The sequence below is a fragment of the Pseudomonas sp. 05N433 genome (assembly GCF_056396925.1).
Window position 1 is genome coordinate 54,446 of the sequence record NZ_JBFTML010000022.1, and the last position, 19,707, is coordinate 74,152.

Annotated in this window: 15 protein-coding genes and 1 rRNA gene; 7 read left to right on the top strand and 9 right to left on the bottom strand. The window is 59.1% G+C overall.

Going from position 1 to position 19,707, the window contains the following annotated elements; translation table 11 throughout:
• Positions 1-2: 2 nt before the first annotated feature.
• The 5 genes from AC1DIS_RS14085 to AC1DIS_RS14105 all read right to left on the bottom strand — a co-directional run bounded on the left by AC1DIS_RS14085 (position 3) and on the right by AC1DIS_RS14105 (position 4,528).
• Positions 3-980 carry an ABC transporter permease gene (locus tag AC1DIS_RS14085; protein ID WP_007940220.1) on the bottom strand — a complete coding sequence of 326 codons (978 nt, stop codon included), beginning with the start codon at positions 978-980 and terminating at the stop codon, positions 3-5.
• On the bottom strand, positions 977-2,530 hold the full coding sequence (locus tag AC1DIS_RS14090) for a sugar ABC transporter ATP-binding protein (protein ID WP_477744348.1): 1,554 nt from the start codon (positions 2,528-2,530) through the stop codon (positions 977-979). Before AC1DIS_RS14090 ends, AC1DIS_RS14085 begins: the two co-directional genes overlap by 4 nt.
• 56 nt (positions 2,531-2,586) lie before the next feature.
• On the bottom strand, positions 2,587-3,543 hold the full coding sequence (locus AC1DIS_RS14095) for a sugar ABC transporter substrate-binding protein (protein ID WP_019582837.1): 957 nt from the start codon (positions 3,541-3,543) through the stop codon (positions 2,587-2,589).
• 176 nt (positions 3,544-3,719) lie between these two features.
• Positions 3,720-4,172 carry a hypothetical protein gene (locus AC1DIS_RS14100; protein ID WP_111455368.1) on the bottom strand — a complete coding sequence of 151 codons (453 nt, stop codon included), beginning with the start codon at positions 4,170-4,172 and terminating at the stop codon, positions 3,720-3,722.
• Between the two features lie 197 nt (positions 4,173-4,369).
• Entirely contained in the window at positions 4,370-4,528 is a 159-nt protein-coding gene (locus tag AC1DIS_RS14105) for a hypothetical protein (protein WP_167331207.1), read from the bottom strand.
• Here AC1DIS_RS14105 and AC1DIS_RS14110 point away from each other — a divergent pair.
• The 3 genes from AC1DIS_RS14110 to AC1DIS_RS14120 all read left to right on the top strand — a co-directional run bounded on the left by AC1DIS_RS14110 (position 4,509) and on the right by AC1DIS_RS14120 (position 6,746).
• Positions 4,509-5,597, top strand: a complete 1,089-nt coding sequence (locus tag AC1DIS_RS14110; protein WP_477744349.1) for an asparaginase — start codon at positions 4,509-4,511, stop codon at positions 5,595-5,597. The two genes, AC1DIS_RS14105 and AC1DIS_RS14110, sit on opposite strands and share 20 nt — an antisense overlap.
• Before the next feature lie 164 nt (positions 5,598-5,761).
• Positions 5,762-6,052: a DUF1654 domain-containing protein gene (locus tag AC1DIS_RS14115; protein WP_064616810.1), complete on the top strand. Its 291-nt coding sequence runs from the start codon at positions 5,762-5,764 to the stop codon at positions 6,050-6,052.
• A gap of 4 nt (positions 6,053-6,056) precedes the next feature.
• The gene (locus AC1DIS_RS14120) at positions 6,057-6,746 is read left to right on the top strand and encodes an endonuclease (protein WP_477744350.1); all 690 of its coding nucleotides are present in this window, start codon (positions 6,057-6,059) and stop codon (positions 6,744-6,746) included.
• A gap of 92 nt (positions 6,747-6,838) precedes the next feature.
• On the opposite strand, the gene AC1DIS_RS14125 is transcribed toward AC1DIS_RS14120, so the two are convergent.
• A complete protein-coding gene (locus tag AC1DIS_RS14125) occupies positions 6,839-8,302 on the bottom strand; it encodes a glyceraldehyde-3-phosphate dehydrogenase (protein ID WP_026286742.1) in 1,464 nt (487 codons plus the stop codon).
• 354 nt (positions 8,303-8,656) lie between these two features.
• Between AC1DIS_RS14125 and mfd the strand changes: the two genes are divergently transcribed.
• From mfd to AC1DIS_RS14140, 3 genes are read left to right on the top strand one after another with little or no spacing between them, the layout of a single operon-like run.
• Entirely contained in the window at positions 8,657-12,106 is a 3,450-nt protein-coding gene (gene mfd, locus AC1DIS_RS14130) for a transcription-repair coupling factor (protein ID WP_018930293.1), read from the top strand.
• Positions 12,107-12,116: 10 nt separating this feature from the next.
• The gene (locus tag AC1DIS_RS14135; protein WP_018930294.1) at positions 12,117-12,695 is read left to right on the top strand and encodes a CsiV family protein; all 579 of its coding nucleotides are present in this window, start codon (positions 12,117-12,119) and stop codon (positions 12,693-12,695) included.
• A gap of 11 nt (positions 12,696-12,706) precedes the next feature.
• Complete coding sequence (locus AC1DIS_RS14140) at positions 12,707-15,400, top strand: SNF2-related protein (RefSeq protein ID WP_477744351.1); 2,694 nt, start codon at positions 12,707-12,709, stop codon at positions 15,398-15,400.
• Positions 15,401-15,629: 229 nt separating this feature from the next.
• On the opposite strand, the gene AC1DIS_RS14145 is transcribed toward AC1DIS_RS14140, so the two are convergent.
• Positions 15,630-16,385: a class II aldolase/adducin family protein gene (locus tag AC1DIS_RS14145; protein ID WP_064616808.1), complete on the bottom strand. Its 756-nt coding sequence runs from the start codon at positions 16,383-16,385 to the stop codon at positions 15,630-15,632.
• A gap of 121 nt (positions 16,386-16,506) precedes the next feature.
• Here AC1DIS_RS14145 and AC1DIS_RS14150 point away from each other — a divergent pair, with 121 nt between their 5' ends.
• Positions 16,507-17,466 (top strand): LysR family transcriptional regulator, encoded by a 960-nt coding sequence (locus AC1DIS_RS14150; RefSeq protein ID WP_064616807.1) that lies wholly within the window; start codon positions 16,507-16,509, stop codon positions 17,464-17,466.
• 11 nt (positions 17,467-17,477) lie between these two features.
• On the opposite strand, the gene mrdA is transcribed toward AC1DIS_RS14150, so the two are convergent.
• Positions 17,478-19,370 carry a penicillin-binding protein 2 gene (mrdA, locus tag AC1DIS_RS14155; RefSeq protein WP_477780933.1) on the bottom strand — a complete coding sequence of 631 codons (1,893 nt, stop codon included), beginning with the start codon at positions 19,368-19,370 and terminating at the stop codon, positions 17,478-17,480.
• 241 nt (positions 19,371-19,611) lie between these two features.
• Positions 19,612-19,707, bottom strand: a 5S ribosomal RNA gene (rrf, locus tag AC1DIS_RS14160); the annotation flags it as partial.

Sequence of the window (19,707 nt, forward strand, 5' to 3'; positions counted from 1 at the left end):
ACTCAGGTCCGCCGGCTTGCGCGCTGACTGCGATAGGTATCGAGCACCACCGCCACCACGATAACCGCACCGGTAATGATGCGTTTGGTTGGCTCGGTCGCGCCGATCTGCGCCAGACCGGCCGCCAGCACGGAGATGATCAGTACACCGAAGAACGTGCTGATCACCGAACCGCGCCCGCCCATCAGGCTGGTGCCGCCGATCACCACCGCAGCGATCACTTGCAGTTCCAGACCGGAGCCGGCATTCGGGTCCGCCGCTTCCAGGCGAGAAATCTGAAACAGTGCAGCAATACCGGCCAGCAATCCCATCAGACTGAAGACCAGAATCTTGTAGGGCTTCGGATTGATCCCCGCCAGACGTACCGCCTCTTCATTGGTGCCGATGCCGATCAGGTAACGACCGAACACCGTACGCGTCAGCACAGCCTGGGCGATGAAGATAATCAGCAAGGCAATGATGAACGACGGCGAGATGCCGAATGCGATCGGGTTGGACAGCCAGGCGAAGGCGTCACCGATATAAGCGGTGCGCGAACCGGTCATCTGGTATGCCAGGCCCCGCGCCATTTCCAGCACACCGAGGGACACGATGAACGACGGAATCCGCCAGGCCACGGTAATCGAACCGGTGATGGTGCCCGCCAGTGCCGCGGCACCCATTCCCAGCAACGCCGCCGGCAGCACGCTCCAGCCCCAGCCGAGAATCGCCACGCTGACTGTCGACGCCGCCAGCGCCAGCACCGAACCCACCGACAAATCGATTCCGCCGATAATCAATACGAAGGTCATGCCGACCGCCAGCACCATCAGATCGGGAATCTGGTTGGCCAGGGTGCTGAAGGTGTCGTAAGACAGGAAATGGCTGCTCAACACAGAGAACAGCGCGACCATCGCCAGCAAGGCACCGGCCAGGCCCAGGTAAGTGCCGAGGCCGTAAAAATTGCCACTACGTTTGCCGACCAGAGTTGCAGTATTCATGGAAGATCCCTAGGCGCTGCTTCGTTGAGCAACGCATCACGTTTTTGGTAGCCGGCGAACGCGGCGGCAAGCAAATCATCCTGGGTCCAGCTGTCACGCTCGAAGGTGTCGATCAGACGCCCTGCCGACAGCACCCCAATGCGGTCACAGATCAGCATCAGTTCGCGCAGGTCGCTGGACACCACCACCAGTGCTTTGCCCTGACGGGTCAACTCACCGAGCAATGTATAGATGTCGAACTTGGCGCCGACGTCGATGCCTCGGGTCGGCTCGTCGAACAGCATCACCGTGCAGTCGCGTTCGAGCCAACGGCCGATCACCACTTTCTGCTGATTGCCGCCGGACAATTCCGAGACCAATTGCGTCGTACTGGAACTGCGAATGCGCATGGCATCGATCTGACGCTGGGCCAGCGACATCTCGTCACCGTTGTTGACGAAGCCGCCGCTGGAAATCACCGGCATATTGCCCAGGGCAATATTGGCGCTGATCGATTGCGTCAGCAGCAGGCCCTCGCCCTTGCGATCTTCGGTGATCAGCGCGATGCCATGACCGACCGCGTCGGCTGGCGAACGAATATCCACCACCTGAGCCGGCGAACCCAGCGCGACGGTGCCGCTGTCAGCTGTATCGGCGCCGAAGATCAGGCGCAGCAACTCGGTGCGCCCTGCCCCGATCAAACCGGAGATCCCGAAGATCTCGCCGGCGCGCACCTCGAAGGACACATCGCGAACCTTGTCGGAACGGGTCAGCCCTTTGACCGTCAAGGCCGGAGCACCGATATTGCGCGGGCCCATGTCGATGTGCTCGCCCAGCTCACGGCCGACCATCAGGGTGACCAGTTGCTCGCTGTTGTAATTGGCCATCGGCTCGACACAGACCAGGTTGCCGTCGCGCAATACCGCGATGCGCTGGGCCACCCGTGCCAGTTCTTCGAGACGGTGGGAAATGTAGATGATCGCCACGCCGCGCGCCTGCAGGCGAGTGATCTGCTCGAAGAGCATTTCAACTTCACGGGCCGTCAGCATCGCGGTCGGCTCGTCGAGGATCAGCACATGGCAATCGCCGATCAGGTTGCGGGCGATTTCCACCATCTGCTGGTGACCGATACCCAGCTCACCGACCAGGGTGTCCGGATCGATGGCATCGAGGCCGACCTGAGCCATGGCCTCGATCGCCGCCCTGCGCAGTTGCTTGCGGCTGATCCAGCCACCGAGGCTGGGCAGGTTGTCGAGGAACAGGTTTTCCGCCACCGACAATGTCGGCAACAGATTGAGTTCTTGCATGACCATGCGCACGCCCAGCTTTTCAGCCTGGCTGCGGCTGCCGGGGCAGTAATCCTGCCCCTGGAATCGCATCTGGCCGGTGGTCGGCGTGACCAGCCCGCCAATGATTTTCGACAGCGTACTTTTGCCGGCACCATTCTCGCCGGTCAGCGCCAGCACTTCGCCGCGCATCAGCGTCAGGTCGATGCCGGTCAGGACAGGTTGAGCGTAGGTCTTACCGATACCGCTGACCGAGAGGACAGCGTTCGGGGCGGAAACTGACATAAAAACTCTCCATGCGCCCGCCCCAAGGGGCGAGCACCGTTGTGTCGCCAGAAAGACTACTTGGTAACCAGCTCTACCGGAGTTTCGATGACGCCGTTGGCGCCGCTATCGACTTTCTCGCCCTTGATGATTTTCAGCGCGGTCTCAATGCCGAACACTGCTTGCCGGGCAGCAAACTGGTCGGCGGTGGCCAGGACACGGCCATCCTTGAGCATTGGCTTGATCGCATTGATGTTGTCGTAACCGACCACTTGCACCTTGCCGGCCTTGCCGGCGGCACGTACGGCAGAGACCGCGCCGACCGCCATGCTGTCGTTGCCGGCAAGCAGGGCCTTGATGTTCGGGTATTCGCTGAGCATCGACGAGGCCACTTTGCCGCCCTTGTCGATTTCCCAATCGCCGGACTGCAGGGACACGACTTTGATCTGCGCCGCTTCCATCGCATCCTTGAAGCCGGCAGTGCGCTGCTGGGCGTTGGTGGTGGTGGAAACGCCTTCGATGATGCCGACTTCGTCACCGGCCTTCAGTTGCTTGGCCAGGTATTCACCCACCAGGCGCGCACCTTTGCGGTTGTCCGGGCCTACGAATGGAACGGTGATGTTTTTGCTTTTGACGACAGCCGGGTCCAGCTGGTTATCGATGTTGATCACGGTGATACCGGCATCGACTGCTTTCTTGATGACCGGGACCATGGCCTTGGAGTCTGCCGGAGCGATGACCAGCGCGTTGACCTTGGACAGGATCATTTGCTCGACGATGCGCGTCTGGCCGGCCGTGTCCGTTTCGTCCTTGATGCCGTTGGAGATCAGCTCGAAGTCGCCGGAATGGTCTTTCTGGTAGGCCTTGGCGCCGTCTTCCATGGTCAGGAAGAACTCGTTGGCCAGGGATTTCATGACCAGCGCGACTTTAGGTTTTTCAGGGGTTGCGGCGAATGCCGAAGAGACAGGCAACGCGGCGGATGCGGCAGCCAGCATAGCGACAGCGAGAAGACGTCCAGCGAATGGCAGCTTCATGGGTTCACTCCGATCTTATGATTATTCTTAGCAACGCTTGCGCTGGATCATCAATGGATCAACCCATCGACGGCGACCGCGCAAACGTTTGCGTAGACCGAACTATGCGAACCCTGCCGAGATTTGTCAACGCCCCGTTCCGTGTCTCGGTTGGCAAAAGCCAACCCCGTTTTGCCTCACGCCGTGGTGTTGACCAGACCGCCGCCGCTGGAATCCTTGGCCAGCTCCTTGACCAGATTGCCGGTCACTTGCGCCAGCGCAGCGCTGGTATTGGCGATTTGCCCCTGGATTGTCATGACTGCGCTGGCCTTGGCTTCCGGGGTCGAATAATTCGCCGCCTGAGCGGCCGCCAGTTGCTGTTGCTGTTCGCGCAGTTGCTGCTGCAGTTCCTGCATGCGCTTGAGCAATACCTGCACCGCAATACTCTGACTGCTGGTTTTCTCGGATTTGCTTTCGCTCTGAGCCGCCGCGCCGCCACCGGTTCTGACCTGCTTGTCGTCGCCCTGCTCTTCGCCCAGCGCCTGGGCCGAGGCGTCGGATGTTGCTTCACTCAAGTCGTTGATGGTCGCCGGGGATTTACCCCCGATAGTGATTGCGCCTGCATTTGCAAAACCGACAGTAAACGACATGTGAACTCCTGAAAAAATAGATCCTTTAAAGGAGCATCGACCTGTGCGGGGTTTTCTTTAGCACCGATTTTCGATTTTGCAAGGCGACCTTCTCAATGAAGGTCGGTGAGCCGAACATAAAAGCTGAACATATTCGGAAACCCGGACAGCCAGGCGCGAAGTATCGCCAGCCACGGCAACAATATTGATAAAAATCATCAGGTTAAAAGATCACCTTCTCCAGCGTCCGACTGGTACAGATCCTGCTCTTCTTCTACACCCCCGGCGTTCAGATCTGCTTGGGGCGCTTCTAGATGAACTTGCATCTGCACCGCCTCACTACTAGAGAAAACAATAATGAAATCTGCCTTCAACACTTTTATTCCGGGCGCCTTGGCCCTGCTTATGCTTCTGCCTACAGCCCTTCAGGCAAAAGAAATCGAAACCCAACAGAAACTGGCGAACGTGGTGATCCTGGCCACCGGCGGCACCATTGCCGGCGCGGGCGCCAGCGCCGCCAACAGCGCCACCTACCAAGCGGCGAAAGTCGGCATCGAACAATTGATCGCAGGAGTTCCGGAACTGAGCCAATTGGCCAACGTTCGCGGCGAACAAGTCATGCAGATCGCATCCGAAAGCATCACCAACGACAACCTGCTGCAACTGGGACGTCGCGTGGCTGAACTGGCCGACAGCAAAGACGTCGATGGCATTGTCATCACCCACGGCACCGACACCCTGGAAGAAACTGCTTACTTCCTGAACCTGGTGGAGAAAACCGACAAGCCGATTATCGTCGTCGGCTCCATGCGCCCTGGCACCGCCATGTCGGCCGACGGCATGCTGAACCTGTACAACGCCGTCGCCGTGGCCAGCAGCAAAGACGCGCGCGGCAAAGGCGTGTTGGTGACCATGAACGATGAAATCCAGTCGGGTCGCGATGTCAGCAAAATGATCAACATCAAGACCGAGGCGTTCAAAAGTGCCTGGGGCCCGTTGGGCATGGTGGTCGAAGGCAAATCCTACTGGTTCCGCCTGCCGGCCAAGCGTCACACCACGGACTCGGAATTCGACATCAAAACCATCAAGAGTCTGCCTGACGTCGAAATTGCCTACTCCTATGGCAACGTCAGCGACACCGCCTACAAAGCCCTTGCGCAGTCGGGCGCCAAAGCCATCATCCACGCCGGCACCGGCAATGGCTCGGTATCGTCCCGCGTGGTTCCCGCCCTGCAGGCCTTGCGCAAAGACGGCGTACAAATCATTCGCTCTTCTCACGTCAATGCCGGCGGTTTCGTGCTGCGTAACGCTGAACAGCCTGACGACAAGTACGACTGGGTTGTTGCTCACGACCTGAACCCGCAAAAAGCCCGCATCCTGGCCATGGTCGCACTGACCAAGACCAACGACAGCAAAGAGCTGCAACGGATGTTCTGGGAGTACTGATTCGCCCGCGCCCGACCCGTTCGCGGTCGGGCACCGCTGTCACCACTCGCCAGTCCTGGCGAGTGGTTCACGACCTCTTTCCGATAAAAAATCTCCCTTCGCCCTACACCAAACGGAAAAAACCACTGTCAGAAGATTTTCTTGAATTTTAAGCAGTTGCGAAAATGCCTACAGTTAAATACTGTATGCACGTACAGCTTAATAAGGATAACTCCGTGGCCACTACCTCCGCCTCTCCTGACGCTTACGAACGCCTGGGTATGCGCATTCAGAAAATCATCAATTCCCCCACCGCCCAGAAAGCCAAAGCTGCACTGATCTTCCGTCTTCCGGACGAACCCGTGGATGAGTGGGAGCGTTTGCTCGAAGAAATCGACGAGAACGACAACGTCACCCTCGCCCATCGCGACGATGGCGGCGTGCAGATTTTCTGGGTTGTGCCGAAGGAAGATTGAGTCAATGAGCGTCCGCTGGCTTGCTTTGCTGTTTCTGCTCATCACCCTTGGCGCCCAGGCTGGCGCCCCACGCACCTTCAACGAAGCCAAGAAAGTCGCCTGGAAGTTGTACGCTCCGCAATCCACCGAGTTCTATTGCGGCTGCAAATACACCGGCGACCGCGTGAACCTCGCCGCCTGTGGTTATGTGCCACGCAAAAACGCCAAGCGCGCCTCGCGCATCGAGTGGGAACACATTGTCCCGGCCTGGCAGATCGGCCATCAGCGTCAGTGCTGGCAACAAGGAGGTCGCAAGAACTGCACGCGCTACGACCCGACCTATCAAAAAGCTGAGGCCGACCTGCACAATCTGGTACCCAGCATCGGCGAGGTGAATGGCGATCGGAGCAATTTCAGTTTCGGCTGGCTACCCGTGCAATCGGGTCAATATGGCTCGTGCCTGACTCAGATCGACTTCAAGGCGAAGAAGGTCATGCCCCGCCCTTCCATTCGCGGCATGATCGCCCGAACCTATTTCTACATGAGCAAGCAGTACGGCTTACGCCTGTCGAAACAGGATCGGCAATTGTACGAAGCCTGGAACAAGACCTACCCGGTTCAGGCATGGGAACGTCAGCGCAACCAGAGCGTGGCGTGCGTGATGGGCCGCGGCAATGAGTTTGTCGGCCCCGTAGACATGAAGGCTTGCGGCTAACCGGCTGCCAGCACTTTCTCCCGGCAGATTGCGCCCCGCACAAACAAAAACGCCCCGACCGAAGTCGGGGCGTTTTCATGTGCGGCTAAGGCTTAGCGCGGGAATGCTGGCGGGTTTACACCGGCCATGTCTTCCATCACGCGAACTACCTGGCAGCTGTAACCGAATTCGTTGTCGTACCAGACGTACAGAACAACGCGGTTGTCGTTGCAGATGGTCGCTTCAGCGTCCACTACGCCTGCGTGGCGCGAGCCCACGAAGTCGGTGGAAACCACTTCCTGCGAGTTGACGAAGTCGATTTGCTTATGCAGATCGGAGTGCAGCGCCATGTAGCGCAGGTACTCGTTCATCTCTTCACGGGTGGTGGCTTTCTCAAGGTTCAGGTTGAGAATGGCCATCGACACGTTTGGCGTCGGAACACGAATCGCGTTACCGGTCAGCTTGCCGGCCAGTTCAGGCAGCGCCTTGGCGGCAGCCGTGGCAGCACCGGTCTCGGTGATCACCATGTTCAACGCGGCACTACGGCCACGACGATTGCCTTTGTGAAAGTTGTCGATCAGGTTCTGGTCGTTGGTGTACGAGTGAACCGTTTCAACGTGACCGTTGACGATGCCGAACTTGTCGTTGACAGCTTTCAGCACCGGCACGATGGCGTTGGTGGTGCAGGAAGCGGCAGAAACGATCTTGTCGTCAGCGGTGATTTCACCGTGGTTGATACCGTGAACGATGTTCTTCAGCTTGCCTTTGCCAGGCGCGGTCAGAACAACGCGGTCGATACCCGGGCAGGCCAGGTGCTGACCCAGGCCGTCGGCGTCACGCCATACACCGGTGTTGTCCACCAGCAACGCGTTTTTGATGCCGTACTGGGTGTAATCCACTTCAGTCGGGTTCTTCGCGTAGATAACCTGGATCAGGTTGCCGTTAGCGGTGATGGTGTTGTTGGCTTCATCGATGGTGATGGTGCCGTTGAACGAACCGTGCACCGAGTCGCGACGCAGCAGGCTGGCACGCTTGACCAGATCGTTCTCGGCGCCCTTGCGGACAACGATGGCACGCAGACGCAGGCCGTCGCCACCACCGGTTTTCTCGATCAGGATGCGCGCCAGCAGACGACCGATACGACCGAAGCCGTACAGGACAACGTCGGTGCCGGTACGACCGGAACCATTCTGCTTGCCGACCACATCAGCCAGTTCATCACGGACGAACGCTTCGGCGGTACGGCCATTGCCTTCGGCCTTGAATTTGACGGCCAACTTGCCCAGATCTACCGAAGCAGCGCCGAGCTTGAGCTCGCTCATTGCCTTGAGCAGCGGGAATGTTTCGTGGACGGACAATTCGCTGTCATCGGACTGGCGATGGCGAGCAAAGCGGTGAGCTTTGAGAATCGCGATGACAGACTGGTTGATCAGACTGCGGCCATAGATCGAGCTCACCACGTTGTTATTGCGGTAGAGCTGACCGATAAGCGGAATCATCGCTTCTGCGAGTGCTTCACGGTCGATCCATTCACCAAGACACTGGTCGGGCTTCTGAGTCACGGGAACCTTCCACATGTAGGGGCAGAAAAAAGGGGCTACATTATGCCGCCGAGTGCCTCCCGTAGCAATGCGCGCCTGTCGCACGAGCGGTAACAAAATTCCGTTCAAAAAAATCACGTCCCGCGCCAGCCCAGTAAATACGGGGCTTTCAGCACAGTCAATTTTTCGACGATCACGCCACAGTGTCCGTAACCATCCGTAACACCGAGCGGTTTTGGCACTACATTTCCAGTATTAAATCGCCAGTTTTTGTCATTACCACTACATTTTGCTCACCCTGTGTATATAGACACAGTCTGCAACTGACAGCCGGCACCCGAGACCGTTACAATTACCGACTTTGTCGCAACGCTTGGAGCTCAACCTTCCGTGCCCGTTCTGCGTCTACCGCTTCTCCCTGCCGCGGCAGGTAAACAGCACTGGGGCAACCTGCCCGGTGCCGCCCTGAGCCTGGCCATCGCCGAGGCCGCCAGCGCTGCCAAGCGCTTTACCTTGCTACTGACCGCCGACAGCCAGAGTGCCGAACGGCTGGAACAGGAGCTGAGTTTCTTCGCCCCGGATTTGCCTGTTCTGCACTTCCCCGACTGGGAAACCCTGCCCTACGACCTGTTCTCGCCACACCAGGACATCATCTCGCAGCGTATCGCCAGCCTGTATCGGTTGCCGGAGCTGGCGCATGGCGTTCTGGTGGTGCCGATCACCACTGCCCTGCACCGTCTGGCGCCGACCAAATTCCTGCTCGGCAGCAGCCTGGTGCTGGATGTCGGCCAGAAACTCGATGTCGAGCAGATGCGCACCCGGCTTGAGGCCACCGGTTATCGCTACGTCGATACCGTGTACGAGCATGGCGAATTTACTGTGCGTGGCTCGCTGATCGACCTGTTCCCGATGGGCAGCAAGTTGCCTTATCGCATTGACCTGTTCGACGACGAAATCGAAACCCTGCGCACTTTCGACCCGGAAAACCAGCGTTCCATCGACAAGGTCGACTCGGTCAAACTGTTACCGGCCAAGGAATTCCCGCTGCAGAAAGAAGCCGTGACCCGTTTCAAGGCGCGGTTTCGCGAGCGCTTCGATGTCGACTTCCGTCGCTGCCCGATTTTCCAGGATTTGAGCAGCGGGATTACGCCGGCGGGCATCGAGTACTACCTGCCACTGTTCTTCGAGGAAACCTCCACTCTGTTCGATTACCTGCCCCAGGACACGCAAGTGTTTTCCCTGCCGGGCATCGAACAGGCTGCGGAAAATTTCTGGAACGATGTGCGCAACCGCTATGAAGAGCGCCGCGTCGATCCGTCCCGTCCTTTACTGCCACCGGCCGAGTTGTTCCTGCCGGTGGAAGACTGCTTTGCGCGCCTGAAGAGCTGGCCCCGTGTGGTGGCCAGTCAACAAGACGTCGAAACCGGTGTCGGCCGCGAGCGCTTCCCGGCTCAGCCGCTGCCGAACCTGGCCATCGAAGCCAAGGCCACTCAGCCGTTGGCGGCGCTGGCCAGTTTCCTCGACGAATTCCCCGGCCGCGTGCTGTTTACCGCCGAGTCCGCGGGCCGTCGTGAAGTGCTGCTGGAATTGCTCGAACGCTTGAAGCTGCGACCGAAAACCGTCGACAGCTGGCCGGACTTTGTCGCCAGCAAAGAGCGCTTGGCGATCACCATTGCACCACTCGACGAAGGCCTGTTGCTGGACGACCCAGCGCTGGCCCTGGTTGCCGAAAGCCCATTGTTCGGTCAGCGCGTAATGCAGCGCCGTCGCCGCGAAAAACGCGCCGACGCGAACAACGATGCGGTGATCAAAAACCTCACCGAGCTGCGCGAAGGTGCGCCGGTGGTGCACATCGATCATGGTGTCGGCCGCTATCTGGGGCTGACGATCCTGGAAATCGACAACCAGGCCGCCGAGTTCCTGACCCTCGAATACGCCGAAGGCGCCAAGCTGTACGTGCCGGTGGCCAACCTGCACCTGATCGCCCGCTACACCGGCAGTGACGATGCCTTGGCCCCGCTGCACCGCCTTGGCTCCGAGACCTGGCAGAAAGCCAAGCGCAAGGCCGCCGAACAGGTGCGCGACGTGGCCGCCGAGTTGCTCGACATCTATGCCCGCCGCGCCGCTCGCGAGGGTTATGCCTTCGCCGACCCGAAAGCCGATTACGCGACCTTCAGCGCCGGTTTCCCGTTCGAAGAAACCCCGGACCAGCAAACCACCATCGAAGCGGTGCGCGAAGACATGCTCGCGCCGAAACCGATGGATCGGCTGGTCTGCGGCGACGTCGGCTTCGGCAAGACCGAAGTGGCCATGCGCGCGGCGTTCATCGCGGTGCACGGCGGTCGTCAGGTGGCGATTCTGGTGCCGACCACCCTGCTCGCCCAGCAACACTACAACAGCTTCCGCGACCGCTTTGCCGACTGGCCGGTGACGGTGGAAGTGATGAGCCGTTTCAAGTCGGCCAAGGAAGTGAACGCCGCAGTTGCGGACCTGGCCGAAGGCAAGATCGACATCGTTATCGGCACACACAAGCTGCTGCAAGATGACGTAAAAATCAAAAACCTGGGGCTGGTGATCATCGACGAAGAGCACCGTTTCGGTGTCCGTCAGAAAGAACAGCTCAAGGCACTGCGCAGTGAAGTCGACATCCTGACACTGACCGCAACGCCGATTCCGAGGACGCTGAACATGGCGGTGTCGGGCATGCGCGACCTGTCGATCATCGCCACACCGCCGGCCCGTCGCTTGTCGGTGCGTACCTTCGTCATGGAGCAGAACAAGAGCACGGTCAAAGAGGCCCTGCTGCGTGAGTTGCTACGTGGCGGCCAGGTCTACTACCTGCACAACGATGTGAAGACCATCGAGAAATGCGCCGCCGACCTCGCCGAACTGGTGCCGGAAGCGCGGATCGGCATCGGCCACGGGCAGATGCGCGAACGTGAACTCGAACAGGTGATGAGCGACTTCTATCACAAGCGCTTCAATGTGCTGATCGCCTCGACCATCATCGAGACCGGCATCGACGTGCCGAGCGCCAACACCATCATCATCGAACGCGCCGACAAGTTCGGCCTGGCCCAGTTGCACCAGTTGCGTGGCCGGGTAGGTCGCAGTCACCACCAGGCGTATGCTTACCTGCTGACACCGCCACGCCAGCAAATCACTCCCGACGCGGAAAAGCGTCTGGAAGCGATCGCCAACACCCAGGACCTCGGCGCGGGCTTCGTGCTCGCCACCAACGACCTGGAAATCCGTGGCGCCGGCGAACTGCTGGGCGACGGCCAGAGCGGGCAGATCCAGGCCGTGGGTTTCACGCTGTACATGGAAATGCTCGAGCGTGCGGTGAAGTCGATCCGCAAGGGCGAACAGCCGAACCTCGATCAACCGCTGGGTGGCGGTCCGGAAGTCAATCTGCGTGTACCGGCGTTGATTCCTGAAGACTACCTGCCGGACGTTCATGCCCGACTGATTCTCTACAAACGCATTGCCTCGGCCACCGATGAGGAAGGCCTCAAGGACCTGCAAGTGGAGATGATCGACCGCTTCGGCCTGTTGCCGGAACCGACCAAGAACCTGGTGCGGATCACGGCGCTGAAATTGCAAGCCGAACAGCTGGGCATCAAGAAAGTCGACGGCGGCCCGCAAGGCGGTCGGATCGAGTTCGCGGCACAGACCCCGGTCGACCCGCTGACACTGATCAAACTGATCCAGAGCCAGCCCAAACGCTACAAATTCGAAGGCGCCACGATGTTCAAGTTCCTCGTGCCGATGGAGCGCCCCGAAGAACGCTTTAATACTGTAGAGGCGCTATTCGAGCGCCTCATTCCGACCACTGCTTGAAGGACGCCGCATGCGCCTGTTTCGCTCACTGACCTTGCTGATGACGTTGTTGATGTCGCTGCTCGCCTCGACCGCGTTTGCCGCTGATCTGTATCAGGTTGAAATGATTCTGGTACGGCAAAACGCCGTGCCTGCCATCGTCAGCCGCGCCGCGCCAGAAGACTGGGCTGCCGGTGCCCAACGCATCAGCCCCGACAGCTTTCGCACGCCAAGCCTGAATGCCGAAGTGGAAAAACTCACTGCCAGCAACGAGTACACGGTGTTGCTGCACAAGGCCTGGCAACAGAACCTGGGTGAAGAAGCCAGCAAAATCGCGATCAGCGAAGGCAAGGAACAGTTCGGCCAATTCCCGATCGAGGGCACGTTGAACCTGAAACTGGGGCGTTTCACTGACGTCGACGCCGACTTCTGGGTCAATCAGATTGACGCCAACGGCATGGTCACCGCCAGCGAACGCCTGAAGCAGGAAAGCCACACCAAGAACGGCCTGCTGAACTTCCTCGACAATGGTCACCTGGGCCTGTTGATCAAAATCACCTCGCTGACCGCCCCTGCACCTCGGCCAGTCCCTGATGAAATTCCGGACTGATTGAAGCCCTTATGTCCTCCGCGACCCTGAGCAAACCCCTGGCAACATCCTGGGTCAGCCGATTCAAGGAACAGAGCCTGGAACGTGGCCGTCGCTACGCACTGGAGAACCGCGTCAGGATCGTCGAAGTCGGCGATGCCACCATCATCGCCAGTTGCGAAGGCTCTGGCGGTAACGTTTACCGTCAGACCATTCGCCTGCGCGAGTCGGCCAAAGGCACCTTGCTGATGATCGACGCCACGTGCACCTGCCCGGTTCACAGCAACTGCAAACATTGCGCAGCGGTGCTACTGCAAGTGCAGGAAACCCTCGCGTATCCGGCGGCCGCGAAAGACGCCGAACTGCTGGAAAAACTTCAGGCCGTATTGGAAAACCGTAGCCCGAAAGCGCCGCCGCAAGTGCTGGTGGACAACGTGCAACCGGTGCCGCGCCTGTGGCTGGCGAGCATCGAGTTCAGCGCCTTCGAACCGCGCAACGGAAAAATGCAGCGTTACATTCAGCATCGCGCGGCGCTGTCCTTCAGCTATCTGGACGAATACGTCAGCGGACAGAAAAACGCTGACATCCTGATTCGTCAGGAGACACAGACGCTGCGGATAAAACGTCACCCGGAAGTCGAACAGACCTACAGGGAGCAGCTGCGGATCCTCGGTTTCAAAGTCGCCACCCGACAAAGCAAGGCCTTGCCGGAAAGTGCCGGCGAACTCTACGAGATGGTCAACGACAGCGCCTGGCTGACCTTCACCCTCAATGAGCTGCCGAAGTTGCGCACCCAAGGCTGGGAGTTGCAGATCGACGAGGATTTCGGCTTCGACCTGACCGCCGTGGACGACTGGTACGCCACCGTCGAGCAGGCGCCGGAACGCGACTGGTTCGACCTGGAACTGGGGATCATCGTCAACGGCGAACGCCTGAGCCTGCTGCCGATCCTGTTGAACCTGATGCGCTCCCACACCGAAATCCTCAATCCGGAACGGCTCGCCCGACGTCGCGACGACGAACTGATCCTGGTGAACATTCCACAACGTCGCAGCACCGACCAGGGCCCGTTGCAGGTCGCCCTGCCCTTCGGCCGCCTGAAACCAGTGCTGGCCACCCTTGGCGAGTTTTACCTGCAAGAGCCCGGCGAAACCACGCTGCGCCTGAGCAAGGCCGACGCCACGCGACTGAACCCGCTGGAAGGCCTGCCGCTGCTCTGGGAAGGTGGCGAGCAGATCCGCACCTTTGCCCAGCGCCTGCGCGACATCAAGGACCACACCGCCGCAGCGCCCGAAGGCTTGAATGCCACCTTGCGCCCGTATCAGCTGGAAGGCCTGAGCTGGATGCAGTCGTTGCGACAACTGGAAGTCGGCGGGATTCTCGCGGACGACATGGGCCTGGGCAAAACCCTACAGACCCTGGCACACATTCTCAGCGAGAAGAATGCCGGGCGCCTCGATCGGCCGTGCATGGTGGTCATGCCCACCAGCCTGATTCCGAACTGGATCGACGAAGCGGCGCATTTCACGCCGCAACTCAAAGTGCTGGCGCTGTACGGCGTCAGTCGCAAAAAGCATTTCGATAACCTGGCCGATTACGACTTGATCCTGACCACCTATGCACTGCTGCCCAAGGACGTCGAACGTCTGGCCGCGCAGCCGTTGCACGTACTGGTGCTGGATGAAGCGCAGTACATCAAGAACCCCAACAGCAAGGCCGCCCATGCGGCCCGTGAGCTGAATGCTCGCCAGCGTTTGTGCCTGAGTGGCACGCCGCTAGAAAACCACTTGGGCGAGCTGTGGTCGCTGTTCCACTTCCTGCTGCCGGGTTGGCTCGGTGATGTGAAAAGCTTCAACCGCGATTACCGCGTACCGATAGAAAAGCGTGCCAGTGAAGTACGACTTCAACACCTGAACGGTCGGATCAAACCGTTCCTGCTGCGCCGGACCAAGGAACAAGTGGCCACCGAACTGCCGCCGAAAACCGAAATCGTCCATTGGGTCGAGCTCAACGAAGCCCAGCGCGATGTGTACGAAACCATGCGCCTGGCCATGGACAAAAAAGTCCGCGACGAGATCACCCGCAAAGGCGTGGCACGCAGCCAGATCATCATTCTTGAGGCACTGCTGAAGCTGCGTCAGGTGTGCTGTGATTTGCGCCTGGTCAACGATGCTGCCCTACCCGCTCGCGGCAGTACCTCCGGCAAACTCGATAGCCTGATGGAAATGCTTGAAGAGCTGTTCGAGGAAGGTCGGCGGATTCTGCTGTTCTCGCAGTTCACTTCAATGCTGTCGCTGATCGAGGACGAACTGAACAAACGTGGCGTGGCGTATGCAATCCTGACCGGCCAGACCCGTGACCGACGCACGCCAGTCAAGGAATTCCAGAGCGGCAAGCGTCAGATCTTTCTGATCAGTTTGAAGGCTGGCGGTGTGGGCCTGAACCTGACCGAAGCCGATACGGTGATTCACTACGACCCTTGGTGGAACCCGGCGACGGAAAATCAGGCGACGGATCGTGCGTATCGCATTGGTCAGGAGAAGCCGGTGTTCGTCTACAAGATGATTGCCAGGGGCACGGTGGAAGAGAAGATTCAGCATCTGCAGAAGGAAAAATCCGATCTGGCCGCAGGCGTGCTGGATGGACGCAAGACCGGGGACTGGAAGTTGCAGAGCGATGATATCGAGGCGTTGTTTGCGCCGTTGCCGGAAAAAATCGATAAGTAGCAGGGATAGTCAGATCGCGATTACGAGCAGGCTTGCCCCCACAGGGTGAGCATCAATCCTGCGGGAACCTGCTCGCGAAAGGGGTCTTCTGAAATCGGACATGTCCTCCTGTAGGAGCGAGCGATGCGGCGACCCGACTTGCCCGCGAAGGCGGTGTGTCAGTCAACGTCGATGTTGAATGCGCTGACGCCTTCGCGGGACAGCAAAACAATGCTGTTGATGACAGAGTTTACGATAAGTAGGACTCGCGCTGGGATTCGATCAGGGTCAGAGCAGCCTCCCAGGCCAGGTCGATGATGTTGTCCTGTTCATCGCGGTCAAACTGTTCGGCGGTGTGCGCACAGACTTCCGGAGACGGGTAATGCAGCGCCGAACCACCGGCCAGCGCTTGAACCTGTGCCTGACAGGCACGCTCCAGGAAGTGAATTTCCTGAAATGCCTGGGCCACGCCGGAGCCACCGACCAGCAGGCCGTGATTACGCAGGATCATCGCCCGATGCGGCCCCAGATCGGCAATCAGACGCTCGCGCTCATCCAGCGACAGGGCAATGCCTTCATAGGTGTGATACGCCAACTTGCCGTAAAACTTCAACGCGTGCTGACTGATCGGCAACAAGCCGTGCTTCTGCGCGGCGACGGCCATGCCGGCGGCGGTGTGAGTGTGAATCACACAGTTTAGATCCGGGCGAGCCATGTGGATTGCCGAGTGGATCACAAAGCCTGCGGCATTGACCCGATGACCTTTGTAGGCCGGATCGACCACTCGCCCTTCCTGATCGATGCGCACCAGATCCGAGGCGCGCATGCGGTCGAAAATAACCCCGTAGCGGTTGATCAGAAAGTGATGCTCAGGCCCTGGAATACGCAGGGTAATGTGGGTGTCGATCAGGTCGGTCATGCGAAAGTGCGCGACCAGGCGATACAGCGCGGCCAGTTCGCAACGGGCTTGCCATTCAACCGTGCCGATGTGTTCAGGTTTGCTCACGAATACACCTCTTTAGCAGCGCACTCTCTGGCGCTTGTGAGCTTTATCGCTTCCATGCCAGGATTAGTCAATTTTCATATTCTTATCTTTACTATTAGCACTGCTACTACATGGAATCTTTATGCCGTCCACTTCGAACCCGTGGGTTGGTCGCCGCTTTCTGAATGACCGTCTCGACTGGAACCTGCTGCGCACTTATCTGGTGATCGGTCAGGAAGGCAGCATGAGTCGGGCCGCCGCGCGGCTGCACATCACCCAGTCGGCGGTCAGCCAGGCTTTGAAGCGTCTGGAAGAACAACTGGAATGTGTGTTGATCGCCCGCAGTGGAAGGCGGTTCGATCTGACGGAAACCGGGGAAGAAGTCCTGCGCATTGCAACGGACATTTACGGCGATATTTCACGCCTGGGAACGGTGCTGGAGAGTCGGCACGACGACGTGGTCGGCAAGATCCGCATCCTCACCGTCAGCGGCGTGCAAGCACGACACTACGATGAGTTCCTCGCCGACTTCCATGAAACCCACCCGAAAGTCGAGCTGGAAGTTGAGGTGATGGGCAGTTCGAACATCATCAGTTCGTTGCTGCAAAAGACCGCGACCATTGGCGTCGGATTATGCCGTTTACCGCAGCCGCGACTGGAACAGAGGGTATTGTTTCGCGAGCGTTATGCGTACTTTTGCGGGCAGCGTCATCGACTTTTCGGACAAGAGAATCTGACCCTTGAACAGCTCGCTGCAGAGAACTTCGTCAGTTTCACCAGCGATCAGCTCGGCGGCAATCTTTCACCCCTGACCCTGTTTCGCGACCAGCAAGGCTTTACCGGCAAGATCGTTGCGTCATCCACCAGTTTCGAAGAGATTTACCGCTTGATCTGCGCAGGGTTTGGTATTGGGTGTTTGCCAACTCATCTGGTGCGCAGGGATGTCGAGCAAGGTTTGCTCTGGCGTTTGCCGCCGGAAGACGGCGTGGTGGATTTCGATATCCAGCTGTTGTGGAATCGCGAGCAGAAGATGAATCAGGCCGAAACCGTGTTCCTGGAAAGCTTCCAGCACATGCTCAGCATTCGGGAGCCTGTGCTGTGAAGCCTTGATCCTTAAACGTGAGGGTCGCCCGGGGCTTTGCTCGGCGCGGCGTATTGCGGCTTCAGGTGGCCGTCCTGATCAAGTAGCCAGGCATCCATGATCTGCCGCACCACAGGGCCGGCGACGCGACCACCGGCCTCGCCGTTTTCGATCATCACCGAGATGACAATCTGCGGATGTTCGGCCGGAGCAAATCCGACGAACAAGGCGTTGTCGCGGTTGCGCTCCAGGGTTTTCGCCCGGTTGTAGCGTTCACCCTGCTTGATCGCCACCACTTGCGCGGTGCCACTTTTGCCGGCGATGCGGTACTGCGCGCCCTCCGCCGCCGCTCGGGCAATCCCGCGCGCGTCGTGCATCACCATCTGCATGCCGTGGTTGACCTGCTCCCAGTCACGCGGATCCTTGAGCAGGATGTTCGGCATCGGATGCTCGTCCACCGGCGCGACGCCATCCACGGTCTTGGCCAGGTGCGGCCGGTTCCATACACCTTTGTTGGCGATCAGCGCGGTGGCCTGTGCCAGCTGCAGAGGAGTGACCTGCATATAGCCCTGGCCAATGCCGAGGATCACTGTCTCGCCGGGGAACCATGCCTGTCGCCGCGTGGCGCGCTTCCAGGCCTGAGACGGCATCAACCCGGGAGACTCTTCGAACATGTCCAGCGAGACCTTCTCGCCCAGGCCGAACATCGCCATGTAGTCGTGCAGACGATCAATGCCCAGCTTATGGGCCAAATCGTAGAAGTAGGTGTCGTTGGAGCGCATGATCGCCGTGTCCATGTTCACCCAGCCATCACCACTGTGATTCCAGTTACGGTATTTATGATCAAAATCCGGTAACTGGTAATAGCCCGGATCGAAGACTCGGGTCTGCGGGGTTACGACTCCGGCGTCGAGGCCGGCGATCGCCACTTCCGGCTTGATGGTCGAGCCAGGTGCGTAGAGCCCGCGCAGCACGCGATTGAACAGCGGCCGGTCGATGGAGTCGTGCAGTGCCGCGTATTCCTTAAAGCTGATGCCCGTCACAAACAGGTTCGGGTCGAAGCTTGGCTTGCTGACCATGGCCAATACTTCGCCGGTCGACGGATCGAGAGCGACCACCGAGCCACGCCGATCGCCCAATGCCTCCTCGGCGGCTTCCTGAAGTTTGACGTCGAGGCTCAGGACGATGTTTTTGCCGGGGATCGGGTCGGTATGCTTGAGCACTCGCAGCACGCGGCCCTGGGCATTGGTTTCGACTTCTTCGTAACCCACATGGCCGTGCAATTCTGATTCGTAGAATTTCTCGATACCGGTTTTGCCAATGGATTGGGTGCCACGGTATTCCACCGTGTCCAGGGCTTTGGATTCTTTTTCGTTAATGCGACCGACGTAGCCGATCGAATGCGCAAAGTGCGCGCCCATGGGGTAGTGGCRAACGAACTGCGGCTCTACATCGATTCCGGGCAGACGGAACTCGTTGACCGCGAGTACGGCGATCTGTTCTTCGCTGAGCTCATAGAACAGCGTGACCGGGACGAAGGGGTGCCTGGCCTGCTTCATCGCCTTGTCGAACAGTGTACGGTCCTCGGCCGGCAGGTGCAGGAGGTTGACCACTTCATCCAGCTCGCGTTTGACATCGGAAGCGCGTTCGCGGGTGATGGTCAGGTTGAAGCTGGGCCGGTTGTCTGCCAGGACCACACCATTGCGGTCGTAGATCAGCCCACGAGTTGGAGTGATCGGCAGGACATGGACGCGGTTGTTTTCGGAGATTGTCGAGTGATAGTCGAACTCGACAACCTGCAGGACGTACATGCGCACCACCAGCGCGCAAGTAATGGCGGCGACGAACAAGGCGCAGGCCATCAGTCTTTTGTTGACCAGGAGCGTCTCTTTCTCGTGGTCCTTGATTGGTATCGGTCCGGGCATTTCTGCAGCAACTCTTTGACTATAAACGGGAGTACCGATCCGTAGGCTTGCAGTCAGTCCGTTGAAACGAGCTGCACCATACCAAAAACGGCATGGTTTTTAGCGCGCTCTGCCGAAGTTTCACGAACGATGCGACCATTACCAGGGATGGCCATCCGCTAGCCCTCTGTTGCCAAAGCACTTTCCTACGGGCAAAACAAAACCCCTACCTGCATACGCAGATAGGGGTTTCGGAATTTAATCTTGACGATGACCTACTCTCACATGGGGAAACCCCACACTACCATCGGCGATGCATCGTTTCACTTCTGAGTTCGGGATGGGATCAGGTGGTTCC

Bases quoted from the DNA above. Each gene is read 5' to 3' on its own strand.
- AC1DIS_RS14135 (WP_018930294.1), top strand. From the start codon at position 12,117: ATGCGCCTGTTTCGCTCACTGACCTTGCTGATGACGTTGTTGATGTCG.
- AC1DIS_RS14140 (WP_477744351.1), top strand. From the start codon at position 12,707: ATGTCCTCCGCGACCCTGAGCAAACCCCTGGCAACATCCTGGGTCAGC.
- AC1DIS_RS14110 (WP_477744349.1), top strand. From the start codon at position 4,509: ATGAAATCTGCCTTCAACACTTTTATTCCGGGCGCCTTGGCCCTGCTT.
- AC1DIS_RS14125 (WP_026286742.1), bottom strand. From the start codon at position 8,302: ATGTGGAAGGTTCCCGTGACTCAGAAGCCCGACCAGTGTCTTGGTGAA.
- AC1DIS_RS14085 (WP_007940220.1), bottom strand. From the start codon at position 980: ATGAATACTGCAACTCTGGTCGGCAAACGTAGTGGCAATTTTTACGGC.
- AC1DIS_RS14100 (WP_111455368.1), bottom strand. From the start codon at position 4,172: ATGTCGTTTACTGTCGGTTTTGCAAATGCAGGCGCAATCACTATCGGG.
- AC1DIS_RS14090 (WP_477744348.1), bottom strand. From the start codon at position 2,530: ATGTCAGTTTCCGCCCCGAACGCTGTCCTCTCGGTCAGCGGTATCGGT.
- AC1DIS_RS14095 (WP_019582837.1), bottom strand. From the start codon at position 3,543: ATGAAGCTGCCATTCGCTGGACGTCTTCTCGCTGTCGCTATGCTGGCT.
- AC1DIS_RS14115 (WP_064616810.1), top strand. From the start codon at position 5,762: ATGCCTACAGTTAAATACTGTATGCACGTACAGCTTAATAAGGATAAC.
- AC1DIS_RS14150 (WP_064616807.1), top strand. From the start codon at position 16,507: ATGCCGTCCACTTCGAACCCGTGGGTTGGTCGCCGCTTTCTGAATGAC.
- AC1DIS_RS14120 (WP_477744350.1), top strand. From the start codon at position 6,057: ATGAGCGTCCGCTGGCTTGCTTTGCTGTTTCTGCTCATCACCCTTGGC.